Origin of the sequence: Paucibacter soli, assembly GCF_037482845.1 — a bacterium.
Lineage (GTDB): Bacteria > Pseudomonadota > Gammaproteobacteria > Burkholderiales > Burkholderiaceae_C > Paucibacter_B > Paucibacter_B soli.
On the sequence record NZ_JBBHJW010000002.1, the window covers coordinates 526,841 to 544,747 of the forward strand.

General features: G+C 67.8%; 17 protein-coding genes. 8 read left to right on the plus strand and 9 right to left on the minus strand.

The annotated features are described in order from the left end of the window. Window positions 1-166: 166 nt before the first annotated feature. Both WG898_RS07115 and WG898_RS07120 read right to left on the minus strand, forming a co-directional pair. Window positions 167-820 (minus strand): retropepsin-like aspartic protease family protein, encoded by a 654-nt coding sequence (locus WG898_RS07115; RefSeq protein WP_339602057.1) that lies wholly within the window; start codon window positions 818-820, stop codon window positions 167-169. An 8-nt stretch (window positions 821-828) separates the two neighbouring features. After that, window positions 829-1,323, minus strand: a complete 495-nt coding sequence (locus WG898_RS07120) for a YajQ family cyclic di-GMP-binding protein (protein ID WP_339602058.1) — start codon at window positions 1,321-1,323, stop codon at window positions 829-831. A gap of 67 nt (window positions 1,324-1,390) precedes the next feature. On the opposite strand from WG898_RS07120, the gene murB reads away from it, so the two are divergent. Further along, entirely contained in the window at window positions 1,391-2,473 is a 1,083-nt protein-coding gene (gene murB, locus WG898_RS07125; protein WP_339602059.1) for a UDP-N-acetylmuramate dehydrogenase, read from the plus strand. Here the strand turns inward: murB and WG898_RS07130 are convergent. From WG898_RS07130 to argG, 3 genes are read right to left on the minus strand one after another with little or no spacing between them, the layout of a single operon-like run. Then, window positions 2,470-4,662, minus strand: coding sequence for an ATP-binding protein (locus WG898_RS07130; protein ID WP_339602060.1), 2,193 nt, complete (start codon window positions 4,660-4,662; stop codon window positions 2,470-2,472). The genes murB and WG898_RS07130 overlap by 4 nt on opposite strands. Beyond that, window positions 4,663-5,151, minus strand: a complete 489-nt coding sequence (locus WG898_RS07135) for a putative pterin-binding protein (RefSeq protein ID WP_339602061.1) — start codon at window positions 5,149-5,151, stop codon at window positions 4,663-4,665. Window positions 5,152-5,156: 5 nt separating this feature from the next. After that, the gene (gene argG, locus WG898_RS07140) at window positions 5,157-6,500 is read right to left on the minus strand and encodes an argininosuccinate synthase (RefSeq protein ID WP_339602062.1); all 1,344 of its coding nucleotides are present in this window, start codon (window positions 6,498-6,500) and stop codon (window positions 5,157-5,159) included. A gap of 164 nt (window positions 6,501-6,664) precedes the next feature. On the opposite strand from argG, the gene WG898_RS07145 reads away from it, so the two are divergent. Further along, on the plus strand, window positions 6,665-8,374 hold the full coding sequence (locus WG898_RS07145; RefSeq protein ID WP_339602063.1) for a long-chain fatty acid--CoA ligase: 1,710 nt from the start codon (window positions 6,665-6,667) through the stop codon (window positions 8,372-8,374). Here WG898_RS07145 and WG898_RS07150 read toward each other — a convergent pair. The 4 genes from WG898_RS07150 to WG898_RS07165 are packed head-to-tail and all read right to left on the minus strand — an operon-like array spanning window position 8,363 to window position 12,395. Continuing rightward, window positions 8,363-8,641, minus strand: coding sequence for a GNAT family N-acetyltransferase (locus tag WG898_RS07150; RefSeq protein ID WP_339602064.1), 279 nt, complete (start codon window positions 8,639-8,641; stop codon window positions 8,363-8,365). The genes WG898_RS07145 and WG898_RS07150 overlap by 12 nt on opposite strands. After that, the gene (locus WG898_RS07155) at window positions 8,641-9,603 is read right to left on the minus strand and encodes a Bug family tripartite tricarboxylate transporter substrate binding protein (RefSeq protein ID WP_339602065.1); all 963 of its coding nucleotides are present in this window, start codon (window positions 9,601-9,603) and stop codon (window positions 8,641-8,643) included. Before WG898_RS07155 ends, WG898_RS07150 begins: the two co-directional genes overlap by 1 nt. Before the next feature lie 48 nt (window positions 9,604-9,651). Further along, entirely contained in the window at window positions 9,652-11,796 is a 2,145-nt protein-coding gene (locus tag WG898_RS07160) for a prolyl oligopeptidase family serine peptidase (RefSeq protein WP_339602066.1), read from the minus strand. A 38-nt stretch (window positions 11,797-11,834) separates the two neighbouring features. Beyond that, window positions 11,835-12,395: a YaeQ family protein gene (locus WG898_RS07165; RefSeq protein ID WP_339602067.1), complete on the minus strand. Its 561-nt coding sequence runs from the start codon at window positions 12,393-12,395 to the stop codon at window positions 11,835-11,837. 92 nt (window positions 12,396-12,487) lie between these two features. Here WG898_RS07165 and WG898_RS07170 point away from each other — a divergent pair, with 92 nt between their 5' ends. The 6 genes from WG898_RS07170 to WG898_RS07195 all read left to right on the plus strand — a co-directional run bounded on the left by WG898_RS07170 (window position 12,488) and on the right by WG898_RS07195 (window position 17,904). Further along, the gene (locus WG898_RS07170; RefSeq protein ID WP_339602068.1) at window positions 12,488-13,141 is read left to right on the plus strand and encodes a hypothetical protein; all 654 of its coding nucleotides are present in this window, start codon (window positions 12,488-12,490) and stop codon (window positions 13,139-13,141) included. Between the two features lie 99 nt (window positions 13,142-13,240). Then, complete coding sequence (locus WG898_RS07175; RefSeq protein WP_339602069.1) at window positions 13,241-15,298, plus strand: M3 family metallopeptidase; 2,058 nt, start codon at window positions 13,241-13,243, stop codon at window positions 15,296-15,298. A 20-nt stretch (window positions 15,299-15,318) separates the two neighbouring features. After that, window positions 15,319-16,383, plus strand: coding sequence for a 6-phosphofructokinase (locus tag WG898_RS07180; RefSeq protein ID WP_339602070.1), 1,065 nt, complete (start codon window positions 15,319-15,321; stop codon window positions 16,381-16,383). A 148-nt stretch (window positions 16,384-16,531) separates the two neighbouring features. Continuing rightward, window positions 16,532-16,813, plus strand: coding sequence for a hypothetical protein (locus tag WG898_RS07185; protein WP_339602071.1), 282 nt, complete (start codon window positions 16,532-16,534; stop codon window positions 16,811-16,813). Between the two features lie 42 nt (window positions 16,814-16,855). After that, complete coding sequence (locus tag WG898_RS07190) at window positions 16,856-17,614, plus strand: SDR family oxidoreductase (protein ID WP_339602072.1); 759 nt, start codon at window positions 16,856-16,858, stop codon at window positions 17,612-17,614. Window positions 17,615-17,652: 38 nt separating this feature from the next. Further along, window positions 17,653-17,904 carry a hypothetical protein gene (locus WG898_RS07195; RefSeq protein WP_339602073.1) on the plus strand — a complete coding sequence of 84 codons (252 nt, stop codon included), beginning with the start codon at window positions 17,653-17,655 and terminating at the stop codon, window positions 17,902-17,904. The last annotated feature ends 3 nt before the right edge of the window (window positions 17,905-17,907 follow it).

Consider the following 17,907-nt stretch of genomic DNA (forward strand, 5'->3'; position numbering starts at 1 on the left):
AATTTGGCGAGGCCTTGCGGCTGAGTGTTGGCATGTCGAGTGGCGAGGCGGGTTGGGGCGGCTGCATTGTCATGGATGCGCAAGCGTCAAACCGTCGCGCCAGTTCCGAGCCCGCCGCAGGCTTGTGCACAAGTCGACGCTTTCGGCGAGCCGCGGGTGCATCGAGTTAGAAGCGCAGATCCAGCGTCAGCACATCGTTCTCGCGCTTCATCTGGAAGCGCGACAGAAAGCTATTGCCCAGCAGCACATGGCTCATCTGCCCAGGGATCACGATGGCCTCGACGTTGCGCACCTCGACGTCGCCGATGCGCACCGTGTTGAGCGTGACCACATGGGCCGGCGCCGCACCGTTGGCGGTCTGCGTCAGCACGCGGCGGCCGTCGCGGTACTTGAGCCCCATATGCTCGGCCTCGGCCTGGCTGATGGCAACGCTGGTGGCGCCGGTGTCGACCAGGAACTGCGTGCTCTTGCCGTTGATGCTGCCGACGCTGGTGAAGTGCCCGCCCGGGCCCGAGCTGAGCACGATCTGGCGGCCGCTGTTGGCGGCGGCCGCGCCGTCGCCCAGCCGCACCTGTGCGGCACCCATCAGCAGGTTGACGCGCCGCCCCTCGATCTCCACCACCGCGCGGCCTTCCTCCAGGCTCAGCAGGCGCACGCCGCGCACCGTCTGGCCCAGCGTGAGGGTACGCGCCTCGCCGTCTATCATCAGCAGCGCCGCCTTGCTGCCCAGGCTGCCCTGCAGGCTGACATTGGGCTGGGCATGGGTGTTGCCGAGCGCCAGCAGCGCAAGGGTCAGGGCGGCAAGGCGTGGCAGCGGCATGGCAGCTCTCAGTCGCGGAAGTTGTCGTAGCTTAGCGGCACGTCGGCAAAGTCCTTCTTGAACAGTGCGATCGCGGTCTGCAGATCGTCGCGGTTCTTGCCGGTCACGCGCACGGTGTCGCCCTGGATCGAGGCCTGCACCTTGAGCTTGCTGTTCTTCACCGCCGCCACCAGCTTCTTGGCCAGATCGGCTTCGATGCCGTTCTTGATCTTGTAGACCTGGCGCACCTTGTCGCCGCCCAACTTCTCGATCTTGTCCTTCTTCTCCAGGAAGCTGATCACCACGCCCTGCTTGGTGAGCTTGCCGTACAACACCACCTCGATCTGCTCAAGCTGGAACTCGCTGTCGCCGGTGGCGTGGATTTCCTTTTCCTTGTCCTTCAGCTCGACCTGGGCGCTCGTGCCCTTGAAGTCGAAGCGGGTATTGATTTCCTTGCTGCTGTTGTCCACGCCATGGCCGATGTTGACCATATTGGGTTCGAGCTTGGTGTCAAAGCTGGGCATGCTGTTTCTTTTCTCTGCGAAAGGGAAGGGGCCGGTTTCGTGCCCCACGATCTGGGAAAATTCTGCCATGCAGGAACAAGCTGTAAATCCCCCCATACCCCCGACATCCGGCGCGTCGGCGCTCGGCATCGAGCGCGATGTCAATCTGAAGCCTTACAACAGCTTCGGACTGCCCGCGCTCGCCGCGCGCATGGTGCGCATCCGCAGCGAGGCCGATGTGCGCCGCGTGGTCGACCACCCCGAACTGGGGCGCGCGCCGAAGTTCGTGCTGGGCGGCGGCAGCAATATCGTGCTGACGCGCGATGTCACTGCCGTGGTGTTGAAGATGGAGATTCCCGGCCTGCGCCTGCTGGAAGAACGCGCGGACGCCTGGATTATCGAGGCTGGCGCGGGCGTGACCTGGCACGAGGCGGTGCAATGGACCATCGAGCAGGGTTATGCGGGGCTCGAGAACCTGGCCCTGATCCCCGGCACGGTGGGCGCGGCACCGGTGCAGAACATCGGTGCCTACGGGGTGGAACTGAAGGATAGGCTCGACAGCGTGCAGGTGATCGACCTGGTGACGGGCCGGCCGGCGCTGCTGCCCGCCAGCGTCTGCCGCTTCGGCTATCGTGACAGCGTCTTCAAGCACAGCGACTTTGGCGGCCTGGCGGGCAAGAGCGTCATCACCCGCGTGCGGCTGCGCTGCCCCAAGCCCTGGCAGCCGGTGCTGGGCTATCTGGATCTGGAGCGCAAGATGCAGGAGAGTGGCGTCAGCGCACCGACGGCAGCGCAGATCTTTGCCTGGGTGTGCGAGATCCGCCGCGCCAAGCTGCCCGATCCGGCGCGCATCGGCAATGCCGGCAGCTTCTTCAAGAACCCGGTGGTGAGCGCCGAGCAATGCCGCGACATCATCGGCCGCGACCCCCATATCGTGCACTACCCGATGGCCGACGGCAGCGTGAAGCTGGCGGCCGGCTGGCTCATCGATGCCTGCGGCTGGAAGGGCAAGTCGGTGGGCGGTGCGGGCGTGTACGAGAAGCAGGCCCTGGTGCTGGTGAACCGCGGCGAGGCGCGTGGCGCCGAGGTGGTGACGCTGGCACGCGCCATCCAGGAGAGCGTCTACGGGCGTTTCGGCATCCGGCTCGAGCCCGAGCCCATCGTGCTCTAACTCAACAACTGGTGGCGCTGCAGGGTGGCGGCGCTGGCCCTCAGCTGCTGCAGCAGGGCCTCGGTGAGGCGGCGCAGGCCGGCATGGTCCGTGGCACTCTGCTTGGCCGCCAGCTCCAGCGCCAGCGCCGGCACGGCGGCAAAGCGCAGACCCAGATTGGCGGCCGCACCCTTGATGCTGTGGGCCGCCTGGTAGAGCGCCTCGGCATTGCCGCTCTCGAGCGCCGCGCGCAACGCCGCTTCGAACTTCGGCACGTTGCCCAGAAAGGTGCGGAACAAATGCAGCAGCGTGGCATCCGACAGGCTTTGGCGCAGCGCGCCGATGGCAGCCAGGTCGACCTCGGCGCCGCCGGCCTCGGCCGGCTGTTCAGCGGCCGCCGCATGCCCCAGAAAGCCCGCCAGCGCCTCCATGCTGATCGGCTTGGCTAGGAAGCCGTCCATGCCCGAGGCGATCGCACGTTCACGCGATTCCTCGAAGGCGTCGGCCGAGAGCGCGACGATGCGCACATCGCATTTGGGGCTGGGCAGGCCACGCATCAGGCGCGCCGCCTGGAAGCCGTCCATCATCGGCGTGTGCAGGTCCATCAGCACCAGATCGAAGTCCTGCGCACGCAGGCGCTGCAAGGCGTCGAAGCCGTTCTCGCAGAACTCGGCGCGGTGGCCCAGGCGGCTCAGCACCGCCTCCAGGAAGGCGCGGTTGGTGGCGTTGTCTTCCGATACCAGGATGTGCAGCGGACGCGGCGCCGGGGGCGGCTCGGCGGCGGCCGTCACGGTGACGACCGGCGCCACGCAGGCCGGCAGGCGCAGCTCCAGCGTGAACACCGAACCCAGGCCCAGGCTGGAGCTGACATGGATGTCGCCCCCCATGGCGCGCGCCAGATTGCGCGAAATCTCCAGCCCCAGGCCGGCGCCGCCGAAGCGGCGCGAGCGCTTGGCGTCGCCCTGGCTGAAGCGCTGGAACAGCCGCGCCTGGGTGCCGGCGTCCATGCCGACGCCGGTATCGCTGACCTCGAAGCGCAGCAACTCCAGGCCCAGCGCATCGACCTCGCGGCTCAGGCGCAGGCCAACGCGGCCGTGTTCGGAGAACTTGATGGCGTTGCTGATCAGGTTCAAGAGGATCTGGCGCAGCCGGGTCGGATCGGCCAGCACCCAGTCGGGCAACTCGGTGCCGATCTGCAGCGTCAGCTCCAGCCCCTTGGCGCGTGCCTGCGGCGCGCTCAGCTCTTCCAACTCGCGCAGCAGCGCCGTCAGCCTCACCGGTTCGGGCTGGATGCTGAGCTCGCCGGCCTCCATCTTGGAGACGTCGAGGATGTCGTTCAGCACCGCCAGCAAATGCTTGGCGGAGTCCTGCGCCGCCTGCAGATGGGCTTGCTGCGGCGCTTGCAACGGCGCATCGCGCAGCAGGCCCAGCATGCCCAAGAGGCCATGCATGGGCGTGCGCAGCTCATGGCTCATATTGGCCAGAAAGGCACTCTTGGCGCGGCTGCCGGCCTCGGCCTGGCGCTGTGCGGACTGCAGATGCTCGGCCAGCGTTTCCTGCTCGTGGGCGTAATGGTCCAGGCGCCGGAACTGCCGCACGATCACCCAGGCAAAGCCCAGCGTCAGGGCGCACAGCAACAGGGTCAGCCAGAGGCTCAGCCGGCTCTGGTCCTGCACCATCTGGTTGCGCTCGGTGACCTGGGCCGCCACATGGTGCGAGGCGGTCAGCGAGAGTTCACGGATCGGTGCGGCCAGCAGTTCCATGCGTGCCTGCACCTCGCGCAGCTGAGCGGCATGCCCGCGCACATAGCGGGCGTTCAGCGGCAGCTGGTCGGCCCAGGCCACGAACTCCAGGCTGCGCTCCACGGTGGCGCGGTAATGCGGATGGCTGGACAGCACCTTGGTGGCATGCTCGCCCTCGATCAGCTTGAGACGGCTGACGAAGATCTCGTAGCGCTGCTCCACCTGCTCGGGCTCCACCGTGGGCACGGCGTTGGCGGCCTGCTCCAGTTGCAGGCGCAGGCGCAGGTATTCCACCTCGAACTGGAACAGGCTCCAGACCAGGTAATCGTCCTGGTAGCGATGCGTGGCGTTGAGCAGCTCGTACTGGCGCGTCTGCAGCAGGCCCACGGCACCGAAGGCCAGGGCCAGCAGCGCGCCCATGGCGGCCAGCAGGAGGCGCCAGCGGCGGCGCTGTGGGGTCGCGGGCACTCAGCGTACTTCCAGGGCTTTGAGCTGCCAGGCCGAGCGGCTGTAGTAGATGCTGTTGCGCAGCACCGGCTCGACATCGAAGGGGTAGATGATGAACAGCGGCCCCTTGTCGCGCAGCGACATGGGCTCGCCGTCCATCAGCCGCGCCACGATCACGCCGTGGCGCCGCGCGTCGTCCATCGGGATGCTGACGCGGTAGTCGTTGAGCGCGATCGCCTCGATCTGCTTGCCCTGCGCGCCCGCGGCCGCCAGCACATCGCGCAGCAGCGGGCCGGTGAATTTGTGCGCCGCCGGGTACCAGGGCGTCTTGGTGGTGAAGCTGTGCTGGGGCAGTCGCTCCAGCATCGCCATGTCGAACAGCGCGCGGCCGTCCCGGTTGGGCTGCTGCAGCGTGCCCGCGATGCTCAGCACCACCGGCCCGCTGGGCGCATCCAGCGCCCAGACGGGCAAGCACAGCGAGGCCGCCAGGGCCAACAGCGCGCGCCGCACGAGGCTCAGGCCTTCTTTTCGTCGTGCTTGAGCTGGGGCAGGGCGCAGGCCGAGCCCGGCGCCAGCAGGCCCGCCTGCACATAGGTGGCCAGCTTGGCGCGCGTGTCGACGATGTCGAGGTTGCGCATGGTCAGCTGGCCGATGCGGTCGGCCGGCGAGAACGGTGCGTCCTCGACCTTCTCCATCGAGAGGCGCTCGGGGGCGTAGGTCAGGTTGGGGCTGCGCGTGTCGAGCAGCGAGTAGTCGTTGCCGCGGCGCAGTTCCAGCACCACCTCGCCGGTGACGGCGCGCGCCACCCAGCGTTGCGCGGCCTCGCGCAGCATGATGGCCTGCGGGTCGAACCAGCGGCCCTGGTAGAGCAGGCGGCCGAGCTTGCGGCCGCTCTCGCGGTACTGCTCGATGGTGTCCTCGTTGTGGATGCCGGTCACCAGGCGCTCGTAGGCGATGAAGAGCAGGGCCAGGCCGGGGGCCTCGTAGATGCCGCGGCTCTTGGCCTCGATGATGCGGTTCTCGATCTGGTCGCTCATGCCCAGGCCGTGGCGGCCGCCGATGCGGTTGGCTTCCAGCAGCAGGGCCACCGGGTCGCTGTACTCGACGCCGTTGAGCGCCACCGGCATGCCTTCCTCGAAACGCACCGAGACCTCCTCGGCCTTGATCGCCACGTCCTCGCGCCAGAAGGCCACGCCCATGATGGGGTTGACGATCTTGATGCCCGAGTTCAGGTTCTCCAGGTCCTTGGCCTCGTGGGTGGCGCCCAGCAGGTTGGAATCGGTGGAGTAGGCCTTCTCGGCCGACATCTTGTAGCCAAAGCCCGCCTTCGTCATGAAGGCCGACATTTCGGCGCGGCCGCCCAGTTCGTCGATGAAGCGCTGGTCCAGCCAGGGCTTGTAGATCTTCAGTGCCGGATTGGTGAGCAGGCCGTAGCGGTAGAAGCGCTCGATGTCATTGCCCTTGAAGGTCGAGCCGTCGCCCCAGATGTTGACGTCGTCTTCCTTCATCGCCGCCACCAGCATGGTGCCGGTGACGGCACGGCCGATCGGCGTGGTGTTGAAGTAGGTCACGCCGGCGGTGCTGATGTGGAAGGCGCCGCTCTGCAGCGCCGCGATGCCCTCATGCACCAGCTGGGCGCGGCAGTCCACCAGCACCGCCTTCTCGGCACCGTACTGCATGGCCTTGCGCGGGATCTCGTCGTAGTCGGGCTCGTCGGGCTGGCCCAGATTGGCGGTGTAGGCGTAGGGGATGGCGCCCTTGTTGCGCATCCAGTGCAGGGCCGCGCTGGTATCCAGGCCGCCGGAGAAAGCGATACCGACCTTCTGGCCGGCGGGGATGTGCTGAAGAATGGTAGACATGGGGGCTCGGGAAAAAGGAGGCCACGACATGGGGCCCTGCTGGGCGGGTATTTTCTGTCAATTTTCAAAGTGCCCGGCCGCAGCGCTCGGCCGGGGGTGTCGCAGCTGAGACAGGCAGGGCGGGCATGGCCGTGGAAGATGGGCGCAAACAGGAGACCCGCACGATGAGCGCTGAGCACGCCAGCCCGCAACAGATCGCCCAGCGCAGCCACTGGCCGCGTCGCCTGCCGCGCGAGCTGGAGATCCCCGAGACCTCGCTATGGTTCAACCTGGAGGTGGCGGCGCGTCGCTATCCGCACAAGCCGGCCACGCTGTACTGCGGCGCGGTTAAGCGCTACCGCGAGCTGCATGACGAAGCCCTGGCCCTGGCCGGTTGGCTGCAGGCCCAAGGGGTCCAGGCCGGTGATCGCGTGGCCGTCTTCATGCAGAACTGCCCGCAGTTCCTGGTCGCCTTCTACGCGCTGAATCGCGCCAATGCGGTGGTGGTGCCGGTCAACCCGATGAACCGCGCCGAGGAATTTGCCCACTACATCGCCGATCCCCAGACCAAGTTGGTGATCTGCAGCGCCGAGCTGGTGGGCGTGGTGCAGGCGGCCAACGCGGCGCTGGCGCCACAGCAGCGCCTTCAGGCTGTGCTGGTGACGCGTTATGCCGATGCCCTGCCGGAGGGTGGGCCTGACGCCGACCTGCCGCCGGCGCTGCGCGAATGGCTGCTGGCCGAGCCGACCCTGCCGGCCGGCCTCGTGCGCTGGAGCGAGGCGCTGGCCGCCGGCCTGCAGCCCGGCCCGCATCAGGCGCAGCCCGACGACCTGGCCCTGCTGCCCTATACCTCGGGCACCACCGGAGCGCCCAAGGGCTGCATGCACAGCAACCGCACGCTGATGGCCAACACCTGTGGCGGCGGCCAATGGGGGAATGCCTCGGCCGAGGCGATCTGCCTGGCGGTGGTGCCGATGTTCCACATCACCGGCCTGCTCTACGGCGTGCTGGGCCCGGTATTTCTGGGCATGAGCATCGTCATCATGCCGCGCTGGGAGCGCGAGCTCGCTGCGCAGCTGATCGCGCGGCACAGGGTCACGCACTGGACCTGCATCCCGACCATGATCATCGACCTGTTCGGCAGCCCCAACTACCAGCGTTTCGATCTCTCCAGCCTGCGCTATCTGAGTGGCGGCGGCGCGGCCATGCCGCAGGCGGTGGCCGAGCGCCTGCAGCGCGAATTCGGCCTGAGTTTTGCCGAAGGTTATGGCCTCACCGAGACCGCCGCGCCCTCGCATGGCAACCCGCCCGAGCGCGCCAAGCTGCAATGCCTGGGCATGCCGATCTTCGGCGTCGACTCGCGCATCATCGACCCCGTCACGCTGGAGGAACTGCCGATCGGCGAGGTGGGCGAGATCATCACCAGCGGCCCGATGGTGTTCAAGGGCTACTGGCGGCAGCCCGAGGCCACGGCCGCCGCCTTCATCGAGCGCGAGGGCAAGCGTTTCTTCCGCACCGGCGATCTGGGGCGCATGGACGAGGAAGGCTATTTCTTCATGACCGACCGCCTCAAGCGCATGATCAACGCGAGCGGCTACAAGGTCTGGCCCTCCGAGGTGGAACTGCTGCTCTACAAGCACCCCGCGGTGCAGGAGGCCTGCGTGATCGCGGCGCGCGATGCCTATCGCGGCGAAACCGTCAAGGTGGTGCTGGTGCTGCGCGCCGAGGCCAGGGGCAAGATCACGGCCGAGGACATCATCGCCTGGTCGCGCGAGCATATGGCGGCCTACAAGGTGCCGCGCATCATTGAGTTCGCCGACAGCCTGCCCAAGTCGGGCTCGGGCAAGGTGATGTGGCGCTTGTTGCAGGAGCGCGAGGCATCGCTAGGCGCGTAAATCCTGCCACTCCGGGTGGCGGCGCATGAAGGCGTCGACATAGCTGCAGCTGGGCACGACCTTCAGGCCCTGCGCGCGCGCCCAGGCGAGGCCATGCGCGACCAGCTGCGCCGCCAGGCCGCGGCCCGCCAGCGCCGGCGGCACGCCGGTGTGGTGGAACACCACTTGGCCGGGGCGCAAAAGGTAATCCAGCTCGCAGCGCTGGCCGGGCAGGGGTTCGGCCCAGAACTGGTGGGCCGCCTCGTCGTGCTGGATCAGCAACTGCATCAGTCCACCTTGGCGCCGGAGCGCTTCACTGCCTCGGCCCAGCGTGGCAGCTCGCGCTGCAGCTGCGCGGCGAAGGCGTCCGGGCCGAGAAAGGCCGGGTCGGCGCCCTGACTCACCATCTTGCTGCGGATTTCGGGCGTCTCCAGGGTCTGGCGCAAGGCCTCGCCCAGCTTGGCCACCACGTCCCTGGGCGTGCCGGCCGGCGCCAGCAGGCCGTAAAAGCCCACCACCTCGAAGTCCTTCACGCCGGCCTCGGCCATGGTGGGGGTGTCGGGCAGCGCCGGGTTGCGCTTGGCGCCGGTGACCGCCAGGGCGCGCACGCGCCCCTGCTTGGCATAGCCGGCCGCCTGCGGGATCGATTCGGCCATGAACTGCACCTGGCCGCCCATCAGGTCGGTGAAGGCCGGCGCGCTGCCGCGGTAGGGGATGTGCACCATGAAAATGCCGGTGGCCTGCTTGAACATCTCGGGCACCAGGTGCGAGATGCCGCCGTTGCCGGCTGAGCCGTAGTTGAGCTTGCCCGGGTTCTGGCGCGCCAGCGCGATGAATTCGCCCAAGGTCTTGGCCTGCACGCCGGGGTGTACCACCATGGCCAGCGGCTGCTGGGCGGTGCGCGCCACAGGCACGAAGTCCTTCAAGGTGCTGTATCCCAGCTTGGCATAGAGCGCCGGGTTGATCACCATGGTGCCGGTATTGGCCAGCAGCAGGGTGTAGCCATCGGCGGGTGACTTGGCCACGAACTCGGCCCCCACGCTGCCACCGGCGCCGGCCTTGTAGTCGACGATCACCGGCTGGCCCAGCAGGGCCTGCAGGCGGTCGGTCATCAAGCGGGCATGGGCGTCCAGCGGCCCGCCGGCGGGGAAGCCGATGATGATCTTCACCGGCTTGTCCGGGAAGGCGGCCTGGGCGCCCAGGCTCAGCGCGAGCAGGGCCGTGGCGGCGATGGTTCTACTGAGCAACATGGCGGGCTCCTTGAGGGCTGGCCGCCATTGTGTGTCAAGCGCCGGCCTTCACTGCCGGCCCAACTGCTGCCACAGATAGCTGTACTCCAGCGCCTGCAGGCTGGCGCGCTGCTCGTTGTCGGCCGCGCCACCATGACCGCCCTCGATGTTCTCGTAGTACAGCACCTCGTGGCCCAGCTCGCTCATGCGTGCCACCATCTTGCGGGCATGCCCCGGGTGCACGCGGTCATCGCGCGTGGAGGTGGTGAACAGCACGCGCGGGTACTGCACGCCCTTCTTGACGTTCTGGTAGGGGCTGTACTTGGAGATGAAGGCCCATTCGGCGGCTTGGTCGGGGTCGCCGTACTCGGCCATCCAGGAGGCGCCGGCCAGCAGCTTGTGATAGCGGCGCATGTCCAGCAGCGGCACCTGGCAGACCACCGCGTTGAACAGTTCCGGGCGCTGCACCACGGTGGCGCCCACCAGCAGGCCGCCATTGCTGCCGCCCATGATGCCCAGGTGGCGCGGCGAGGTGATGCGGCGCCGGATCAGGTCCTCGGCCACGGCGATGAAGTCGTCGTAGCTGCGCTGCTTGTTCGCTTTCACGGCGGCCTGGTGCCAGCCCGGGCCGAACTCGCCGCCGCCGCGGATATTGGCCAGCACGAACACGCCGCCCTGGCCGAGCCAGCCGCGTCCGCGTCCGCCCGAGTAGCCGGGCTGCATGGAGACCTCGAAGCCGCCGTAGCCATACAGCAGGGTGGGGTTGCTGCCATCGGCCTTGGCGCCCTTGGGCCAGATCACGAAATAGGGCACGCGGGTACCGTCGCGGCTCTTGGCGAAATGCTGCTCGGCGCGCATGCCGTCCTGCTCGAACTGCGCTTGGCGGCTCTTCAAGGCCTCGCGCGCATCGCTGCCGGCCTGGGCCAGGAACAGGGTGTCGGGGGTGAGGAAGTCCGTGTAGTTCAGCAGGTAGGCGTTGGCCAGCTCGTCCTGGGGCAGCTCCGGGTCGTGCAAGCTGGCCAGGCTGAGGGTGCCGGGGAAGGGGGCCTCGATGCGGCGATGGCTGGGGCGGGCCTGATGCTCTTTTTCTGCAAAACTCCATTCCTCCAGGCGGCTGGCGACCTGCTCGCTGATATTCAGCAGCACATGTTCTCGGGTGGTGGTGTAGCCGGCCAGGGCGCGCGTCTTGCTGGGGGTGAAGAGCGGCAGGAACTGCCGATCGCCCTTCAGAAAGGCTGCCGCATCGATGACCAGCAGCGAGCCGGCGGCATAGCTCTTGCCACCCACCGTCCAGCGGCTGCGCGGTTCCACCAGCAGGCGCGGGCCCCAGAAATGCGGCTGCGCGTCGCTGGGCAGGTCCAGCTTCACCAGCTTGCTGTCCTGCAGCAGGAAGCTGGCCTGGTTGTAGAAGTCCAGCGCACGGCTGAACAGGATGCGCTCATGGCCGGGTGTACGGTCCACCTGCACCGACACCGACACATCCCTGGTCTCGCCCTCGAACACCGTGACCGCCGCGCTCAGCGGCGTGCCGCGCCGCCAGCGCTTGATGAGGCGCGGATAGCCCGAGTCGGTGAGGCTGCCGGGGCCGAAATCGCTGCCCACATAGAGGTGGTCGGCATCCAGCCACTGCACCTCGCTCTTGGCCTCGGGCAGCTCGAAACCGCCGGCCACAAAGCGCTTGTCCTGCGCATCGAATTCGCGCACCACGCTGGCGTCGGAGCCGCCGCGCGAGAGCGTCAGCAGGCAGCGCCGGTACTCGGGCGCCAGGCAGGTGGCGCCGTGGAAGACCCAGCTTTCCTGCTCGGCGGCCCCTAGGGCGTCAAGGTCCAGCACGGTTTCCCAGTTGGGTTCGGGCTGGCGGTACTCGGCCAGGTTGGTGCGCCGCCACAGACCGCGCTTGTGCTGCTCGTCCTGCCAGAGGTTGTAGAGGTAGGGGCCCATGCGCGTCACGCCGGGGATGCGGTCGCGGGCGTTGAGGATCTCCAGGAAATCCTGGCGCAGGCGTGGGTATTGCGGGGTCTGCTCGAGCAGGGCCTGGGTCTTGGCATTGCGCTCGCGCACCCAGTCCAGCGCCTGAGGTGCCAACACCTCTTCCAGCCAGGCGTGGGGGTCTTCGGTGGGGGCGGCAGAGGCCATGCTGAGTTGGGGCTGGATCAGGCTGAGGGCGCTGCCCAGCAGCAGGCTGAGGAGCGGGCGGTGCTTGCGAGTGGACATGGGTGTGGCTTGCAGAAACTGGGCGCGAGTCTGGTGGCTCAGGCACCGGCCGCACGCAGGCACAGCGGGCTGATCTCGACCGAACCCTTCTCGGTGGAGACGTAGACGGCGCCGTCCTGGATGCTGATCTGCAGCTGCATGCCGCGCTCGGCCAGCGCGGCCAAGGCCTGGCTCTGCTCGGCGGGGATCTGCCAGACCGCCAGCTTGGGCAGGCGGCTCAGTTTGTTCTCGATGCCGGCCCACCACACCGGGGTACTGCTGGCATAGCTGATGACGGTGACGCGCTCGGCCTTGCCGCAGGCCTGGCGGATGCGGCGCTCGTCGGGCTGGCCCAGGTCTATCCAGTGCAGCACCTCGCCGGTGAGGTCGCGCTGCCAGAGTTCGGGCTCGTCCACGTCCGACAGGCCCTTGCTGAATTCCAGCTTGCCCCGCAGATCGTCGGCCGGCAGGTGCATGGCAAAGGCCAGCACGCGCTGCATCATGCGCTCGTCGGTTTCGGAAGGGTGGCGGGCGATGGTCAGGCCATGTTCACCATAGACATGGCGGTCCATGTCGGAGATCTGCAGCGTGGCTTTGTAGATGGTGGCCTTGATTGCCATGGGAGGTGCCGGATGGATGAGGAAAGCTGCGGATTATCCTTGGCCGCGCCTCGTGGCATGATGGCCGCCTTTGCCCACGCTAGAGCTTTGCCATGAAACGACTGCTTCTCTCCGTCTTCTGCCTCGCTGTCCTCATGCCGGTCCAGGCCCAGACGGCCAACCCCAACGCCAAGGTCGACCCCAAGAACAACAAGGTCAGCAAGCCTGTCGTAGAGAAACCCAAGCAGGTGCTGATGACGCGCGAGGAACTGCGCGCCTGCATGAAGACCCAAGCTGCCAACGACGCCGAGGCCAAGGCGATCAAGGTCGTCGAGGCCGAACAGAAGGCCGAACGCGAGGCCTTGCTGGCGACCAAGAATGAATTCCCGAAGCGCGAGGAAGCGCTGGCTGCCAACGTCAGCGCCATCAAGGCCGATCAGGACGCATTGCTGAAGATGCATGCCGACATCACGGCGCAGGCGCCCAAGATGGACAAGGCCGATCTGAAGGCCAAGCAGGACGAGTACACCGCCAAGGCGAACGCCTTGAACGAGCGCATCGAGGCGCACAACAAGACGAAGGACGCCTACCTGGCCGAGCGCAAGGGCTTCGACGCCAAGGTCGACGCCCACAACAAGGCCAAGGACGAACTGTCCACTCGCGTCGACAACTATTTCGACAAGCACGACGATTGGAAGAAGTCCTGTGCCAACAAAGCCTATGACGAGGCGGACGAGATCGCCATCAAGAAGGAAATGAAGCAATAAGTCGCGAGCGCGGGCTTGCAGCTCGCACAGACAACGGCGCCGCCCCCACCCGGGGCAGGCGCCGTTTTTACAATCAAGGGCGCCATCACCGGACCTGCCATGACCACAAGCAACCCTTTGCTGCAAAGCTGGAACACCCCTTACGGACTGCCCCCCTTCGCGCAGATCGAGGCGGCACATTTCGCCCCCGCCTTCGAGGTCGCACTGCGATCGCATCGCGCCGAGCTCGACGCCATCGCCGAGCAGGAGACGCCGCCCAGCTTTGCCAACACCCTGGCGGCCTTTGACCGTAGCGGCCGCCTGCTGGCTGCGCTGGAACATTCGTTCTACACCTTGTCGGCCTCGGCCACCTCGCCGGAGCTGCAGGCCGCCCAGCGCGCCCTGGCCGCGCCGCTGGCGGCGCACAACAGCGCCGTCTATATGCATGCCGGGCTGTTCCGGCGCGTCGATGCGCTCTACCAGCAGCGTGCAGCGCTGGGCCTGAGCCCCGAGCAACTGCGCCTGCTTGAGCGCGTGTACCTGGACTTCGTGCGCGCCGGTGCCCGCCTGGGCCCGGCCGAGCAACAGCGCTATGCCCAGTTGATGGAGCGCCTGGCCGAACTCAACACCCAATTTGCACAGAACGTGCTGGCCGACGAGAACGGCTACCAGCTCTTGCTGCGCAGCGAGGCCGAGCTGGCCGGCCTGCCCGATTTCGTGCGCGCTGCCGCCGGCCAGGCGGCGCTTGACCGCGGCCTCGATGCGGGCCTGTACGCGATCACGTTGTCGCGCTCGCTGATCGTGCCCTTCCTCAGCTTCAGCGAGCGCCGCGATCTGCGCGAGCAGGCCTGGCGCGCCTGGACCAGCCGCGGCGAGAACGACGGCGCCACCGACAACCGGGCCATCGCGCGCGAGATCCTTGCCCTGCGCAACGAGCAGGCGCGTCTGCACGGCCATGCCTGCTATGCCGACTACGCGCTGGCCGACACCATGGCCGGCAGCCGAAGCGCAGTGCAGGGCCTGCTGGACCAGGTCTGGGAGCCCGCCAAGACGGCGGCCCAGCGCGAGCGCGAGCTGCTGGAGGGCGAGATGGCGGCGCTGGGGCATACGCATGAGCTGCAAGCCTGGGACTGGCGCTACTACGCCGAGAAGGTGCGGCAACTGCGCTACGAGCTGGACGATGCCCAGGTCAAGCCCTTCTTCGCGCTGGATGCCATGGTGGATGCTCTGTTCGACTGTGCCCAGCGCCTCTTTGGCCTGCGCTTCGTGCACCAGCCCCAGGTGGCGGCCTACCACCCGGACGTGCGGGTCTACGAGGTACGGAACGCCGCTGGCGAACTGCGCGGCGTGTTCCTGCACGACAACTTCGCCCGGCCCACCAAGCGCAGCGGCGCCTGGATGAATGCGCTGCGCTGGCAGGCGCGCGGCACTGATGGCACGGCGACTCTGCCCATCATTGTCAACAACAACAACTTCGCCAGGGGCGCGGCCGGCGCGCCCACGCTCCTCAGCTTCGACGACGTGCGCACGCTGTTCCACGAGTTCGGCCACGGGCTGCACGGCCTGCTCTCGGATGTGGAATTCGAGCGCCTCTCCGGCACCCAGGTGCTGCGTGATTTTGTCGAACTGCCCTCGCAGATCTTCGAGCATTGGATGGCCGAGCCCGAGGTGCTGAAGAAGCATGCGCGCCATTACCGGACCGGTGAGGTCATCCCCGATGCCCTGCTGGCCAAGCTCAAGGCGGCCGAGCATTTCAACCAGGGCTACGAGACGGTGCGCTATTGCGCCTCCGCCATCGTCGACCTGGCCGCCCATTCGCTCGGCAGCGCCGAGGGCCCGGACATCACGGCCTTCGAGGCCGAGACCATGCATGCGGCGGGCCTTCCGGCCGCGATCGGCATGAACCACCGCCTGGCGCATTTCCAGCATCTGTTCTCCAGCAGCGGTTATGCGGCCGGCTACTACGTCTACCTCTGGGCCGAGGTGCTGGACTGCGACGGCTTCGAGGCCTTTGTCGAAGCCGGCAGCGCCTTTGACGCCGCAGTGGCGCGGCGCCTGGTCGACTGCATACTCTCGGTGGGCAACAGCCGCGAGCCGGGCGCGGCCTTCCGTGCCTTCCGTGGCCGCGACGCGGTGGTGCAGCCGATGCTGCGCGCGCGCGGGCTGATCCCGGCCTGAACAGAGCACAGGAGCAAGGCATGCATGTAGGCATCCTGACCGGCGGTGGCGATTGCCCGGGCCTCAACGCGGTGATACGTGCGGTCAGCCTGGCGCTGATGCATGGCTGTGGTGCGCGCGTGAGCGGCATCGAGCGCGGTTTCCTCGGGCTGCTGGAAGGGCGCAGCCGGCCGCTGGACGAGGCCGCGGTACGCGGCATCGTCAATGTGGGCGGCACCCTGCTGGGCACCCACAACCGTGCCGATCCGTTTCACTACTTCGGCGCCAACGGCAGCGATTGCTCGGGCCGCGCGCTTGACTACCTGGGCCGGCAGGGCATCGACAGCCTGGTGGTGGTGGGCGGCGACGGCACCATGACGATTGCCGAACGCTTTGCGCGCCTGGGCGTGCCGGTGGTGGGCGTGCCCAAGACCATAGACAACGACCTGGCGCTGAACGAGCGCAGCTTCGGCTTCGATTCCGCGGTGGCGGTGGTGGCCGAGGCGCTGGGTCGGCTGGAGACCACCGCGCGCAGTCATGGCCGCGTGATGATTCTGGAAACCATGGGCCGCTATGCCGGCTGGATCGCGCTGGAGGGCGGCCTGGCCGGTGGTGCCGATGCCATCCTGCTGCCCGAGCTGCCCTACGATACCGAGCGCGTGGCCGCGTTCTGCCGCCAGCGCATGGCCGAGCAGGGCTATGCGCTGCTGTGCGTGGCCGAGGGCGCCAAGCCCGAGGGCGGCGAGTTCAGCGTGCAGCAATACCTGGAGGCAAGCCCTGACCCCATCCGCCTGGGCGGCATCGGCCAGCGCCTGATGCACGAGCTGGAGCCCCTGCTGGGCGAGCAGGCCGAGCTGCGCTACACCTTGCTGGGCCATCTGCAGCGCGGCGGCCACCCCACCGCCTTTGACCGCGTGCTGGCCACCCGCTTCGGCGTGGCCGCTGCCGAGCTGGTGATGCGCGGCCAGTTCGGCCGCATGGTGGCGCTGCAGGGCAATCAATGCACGTCCGTGCCGCTGGCCGATGTGGCGGGCCGGGCGCGCCAGGTGGGGCTGGGCGACGAGTTGCTGCTGCGTGCGCGCAGCCTTGGCATCTGCCTGGGCTGAAGGGTCTAGGGTTTACCCGTTCGTCCCCGCCAAGCGCAATTCATCCTCACCGGCCGTGCCTTGGTCGCATCTGGCTGGAGCCTAGGGTTTGCCCCAGGCACATTTCGCTCCATGCCGCGGGCGCAGCCCGCCACCCAAGGAGGCCGAGATGACTGCAACAAGCAACACCGTTTACTGCTACGACCGCTACGACCGCGTCAAACGCCTGGCCCTGGTGCTGGGCGTGGTGTCAGGTCTTGCCAGCGGTGTGCTGATGATGGGCTCGGTGCAGGCCAACGTCGGTAGCCATGTCGAGACCCTGCCGCGTGTGGTGATCAACGGCGCCCGCCAGGCCGAGCCGAGCGTGGCGCAGCTGCCGCGCGTGGTCGTGGAAGGCAAGCGCCAGCCTGCGGCGGACGCACAGCGGCTGGCCCTGGCCAGCCAGCCTTGATTCATTGCCTATGATCCAGCCCATCTTGTTGGGATGGATGGCATGAACGACACGGCAGATCGAAGCGCACTCGTCACCGGTGCCGGCAGCGGCATCGGCCGCGCCGCGGCATTGGCCTTGCTGGACGCCGGCTACCGCGTCGCCCTGGTGGGCCGGCGCGTGGCGTCGCTGGAGGAAACCGCGGCGCTGGCGGCCGAGCCGGCGCGCGCGCTGGTGCTGCCCGCCGATGTCAGCGATCCCGAGGCGGTGCAAGCGCTGTTTGCACGCGTCAAGGCCGAGTTCGGCCGGCTCGATGTGCTCTTCAACAATGCCGGCATCGGCGCGCCCGCCGTGCCGCTGGATCAGCTCACGGCCGCGCAATGGCAGGCGGTGGTGAACGTCAATCTGAACGCCTGCTTCTACTGTGCCCAGGCCGCATTTGCGCTCATGAAGTCGCAATCGCCGCGCGGCGGCCGCATCATCAACAACGGCTCGGTCTCGGCGCATGCGCCGCGGCCCAATTCCGCGCCCTATACCGCGACCAAGCATGCCATCAGCGGCCTGACCAAGGCGCTGGCGCTGGATGGGCGCGCCTTCGACATCGCCTGCGGCCAGATCGACATCGGCAATGCCCTCACCGAAATGGCCATGCCGATGACACGCGGCGTGCCGCAGGCCAATGGCAGCCTGATGGCCGAGGCCACCATGGACGTGGCCCATGCCGCCAGCGCGGTGCTCTATATGGCCGGCCTGCCGCTCTCGGCCAATGTGCTGAACATGACCGTGATGGCCACCAACATGCCCTTTGTGGGGCGTGGCTGAATTGAATTGACTGAGAGAGGAATGCCTTGATCTCTGCTGTGTTGTCCCTTGTCGCCCGCCTGGTCTTCACGGTCTTTACCGTGCTGCTGGTGCTGGGTCTGATGGCCGTGGCCCTGGTGACGGTGCTGGGCCTGGTGCTGTGGAGCCTGTTGCGCGGCCGCCGGCCGGTGGTCGATCTCTCCGGCCTGGCGCGTGCCCGGCAGTTCCGACCGGGCGCGCGCAAGGCCGCCGGCGAGGTGGTGGACGTGGAGGCGCGCGAGGTGCCCAGCGCGGCGCCGCGCCTGGAATAGCGC

Bases quoted from the DNA above. Each gene is read 5' to 3' on its own strand.
- WG898_RS07115 (WP_339602057.1), bottom strand. From the start codon at position 820: ATGCCGCTGCCACGCCTTGCCGCCCTGACCCTTGCGCTGCTGGCGCTC.
- WG898_RS07120 (WP_339602058.1), bottom strand. From the start codon at position 1,323: ATGCCCAGCTTTGACACCAAGCTCGAACCCAATATGGTCAACATCGGC.
- murB (WP_339602059.1), top strand. From the start codon at position 1,391: ATGCAGGAACAAGCTGTAAATCCCCCCATACCCCCGACATCCGGCGCG.
- argG (WP_339602062.1), bottom strand. From the start codon at position 6,500: ATGTCTACCATTCTTCAGCACATCCCCGCCGGCCAGAAGGTCGGTATC.
- WG898_RS07145 (WP_339602063.1), top strand. From the start codon at position 6,665: ATGAGCGCTGAGCACGCCAGCCCGCAACAGATCGCCCAGCGCAGCCAC.
- WG898_RS07150 (WP_339602064.1), bottom strand. From the start codon at position 8,641: ATGCAGTTGCTGATCCAGCACGACGAGGCGGCCCACCAGTTCTGGGCC.
- WG898_RS07155 (WP_339602065.1), bottom strand. From the start codon at position 9,603: ATGTTGCTCAGTAGAACCATCGCCGCCACGGCCCTGCTCGCGCTGAGC.
- WG898_RS07160 (WP_339602066.1), bottom strand. From the start codon at position 11,796: ATGTCCACTCGCAAGCACCGCCCGCTCCTCAGCCTGCTGCTGGGCAGC.
- WG898_RS07165 (WP_339602067.1), bottom strand. From the start codon at position 12,395: ATGGCAATCAAGGCCACCATCTACAAAGCCACGCTGCAGATCTCCGAC.
- WG898_RS07170 (WP_339602068.1), top strand. From the start codon at position 12,488: ATGAAACGACTGCTTCTCTCCGTCTTCTGCCTCGCTGTCCTCATGCCG.
- WG898_RS07175 (WP_339602069.1), top strand. From the start codon at position 13,241: ATGACCACAAGCAACCCTTTGCTGCAAAGCTGGAACACCCCTTACGGA.
- WG898_RS07180 (WP_339602070.1), top strand. From the start codon at position 15,319: ATGCATGTAGGCATCCTGACCGGCGGTGGCGATTGCCCGGGCCTCAAC.
- WG898_RS07185 (WP_339602071.1), top strand. From the start codon at position 16,532: ATGACTGCAACAAGCAACACCGTTTACTGCTACGACCGCTACGACCGC.
- WG898_RS07190 (WP_339602072.1), top strand. From the start codon at position 16,856: ATGAACGACACGGCAGATCGAAGCGCACTCGTCACCGGTGCCGGCAGC.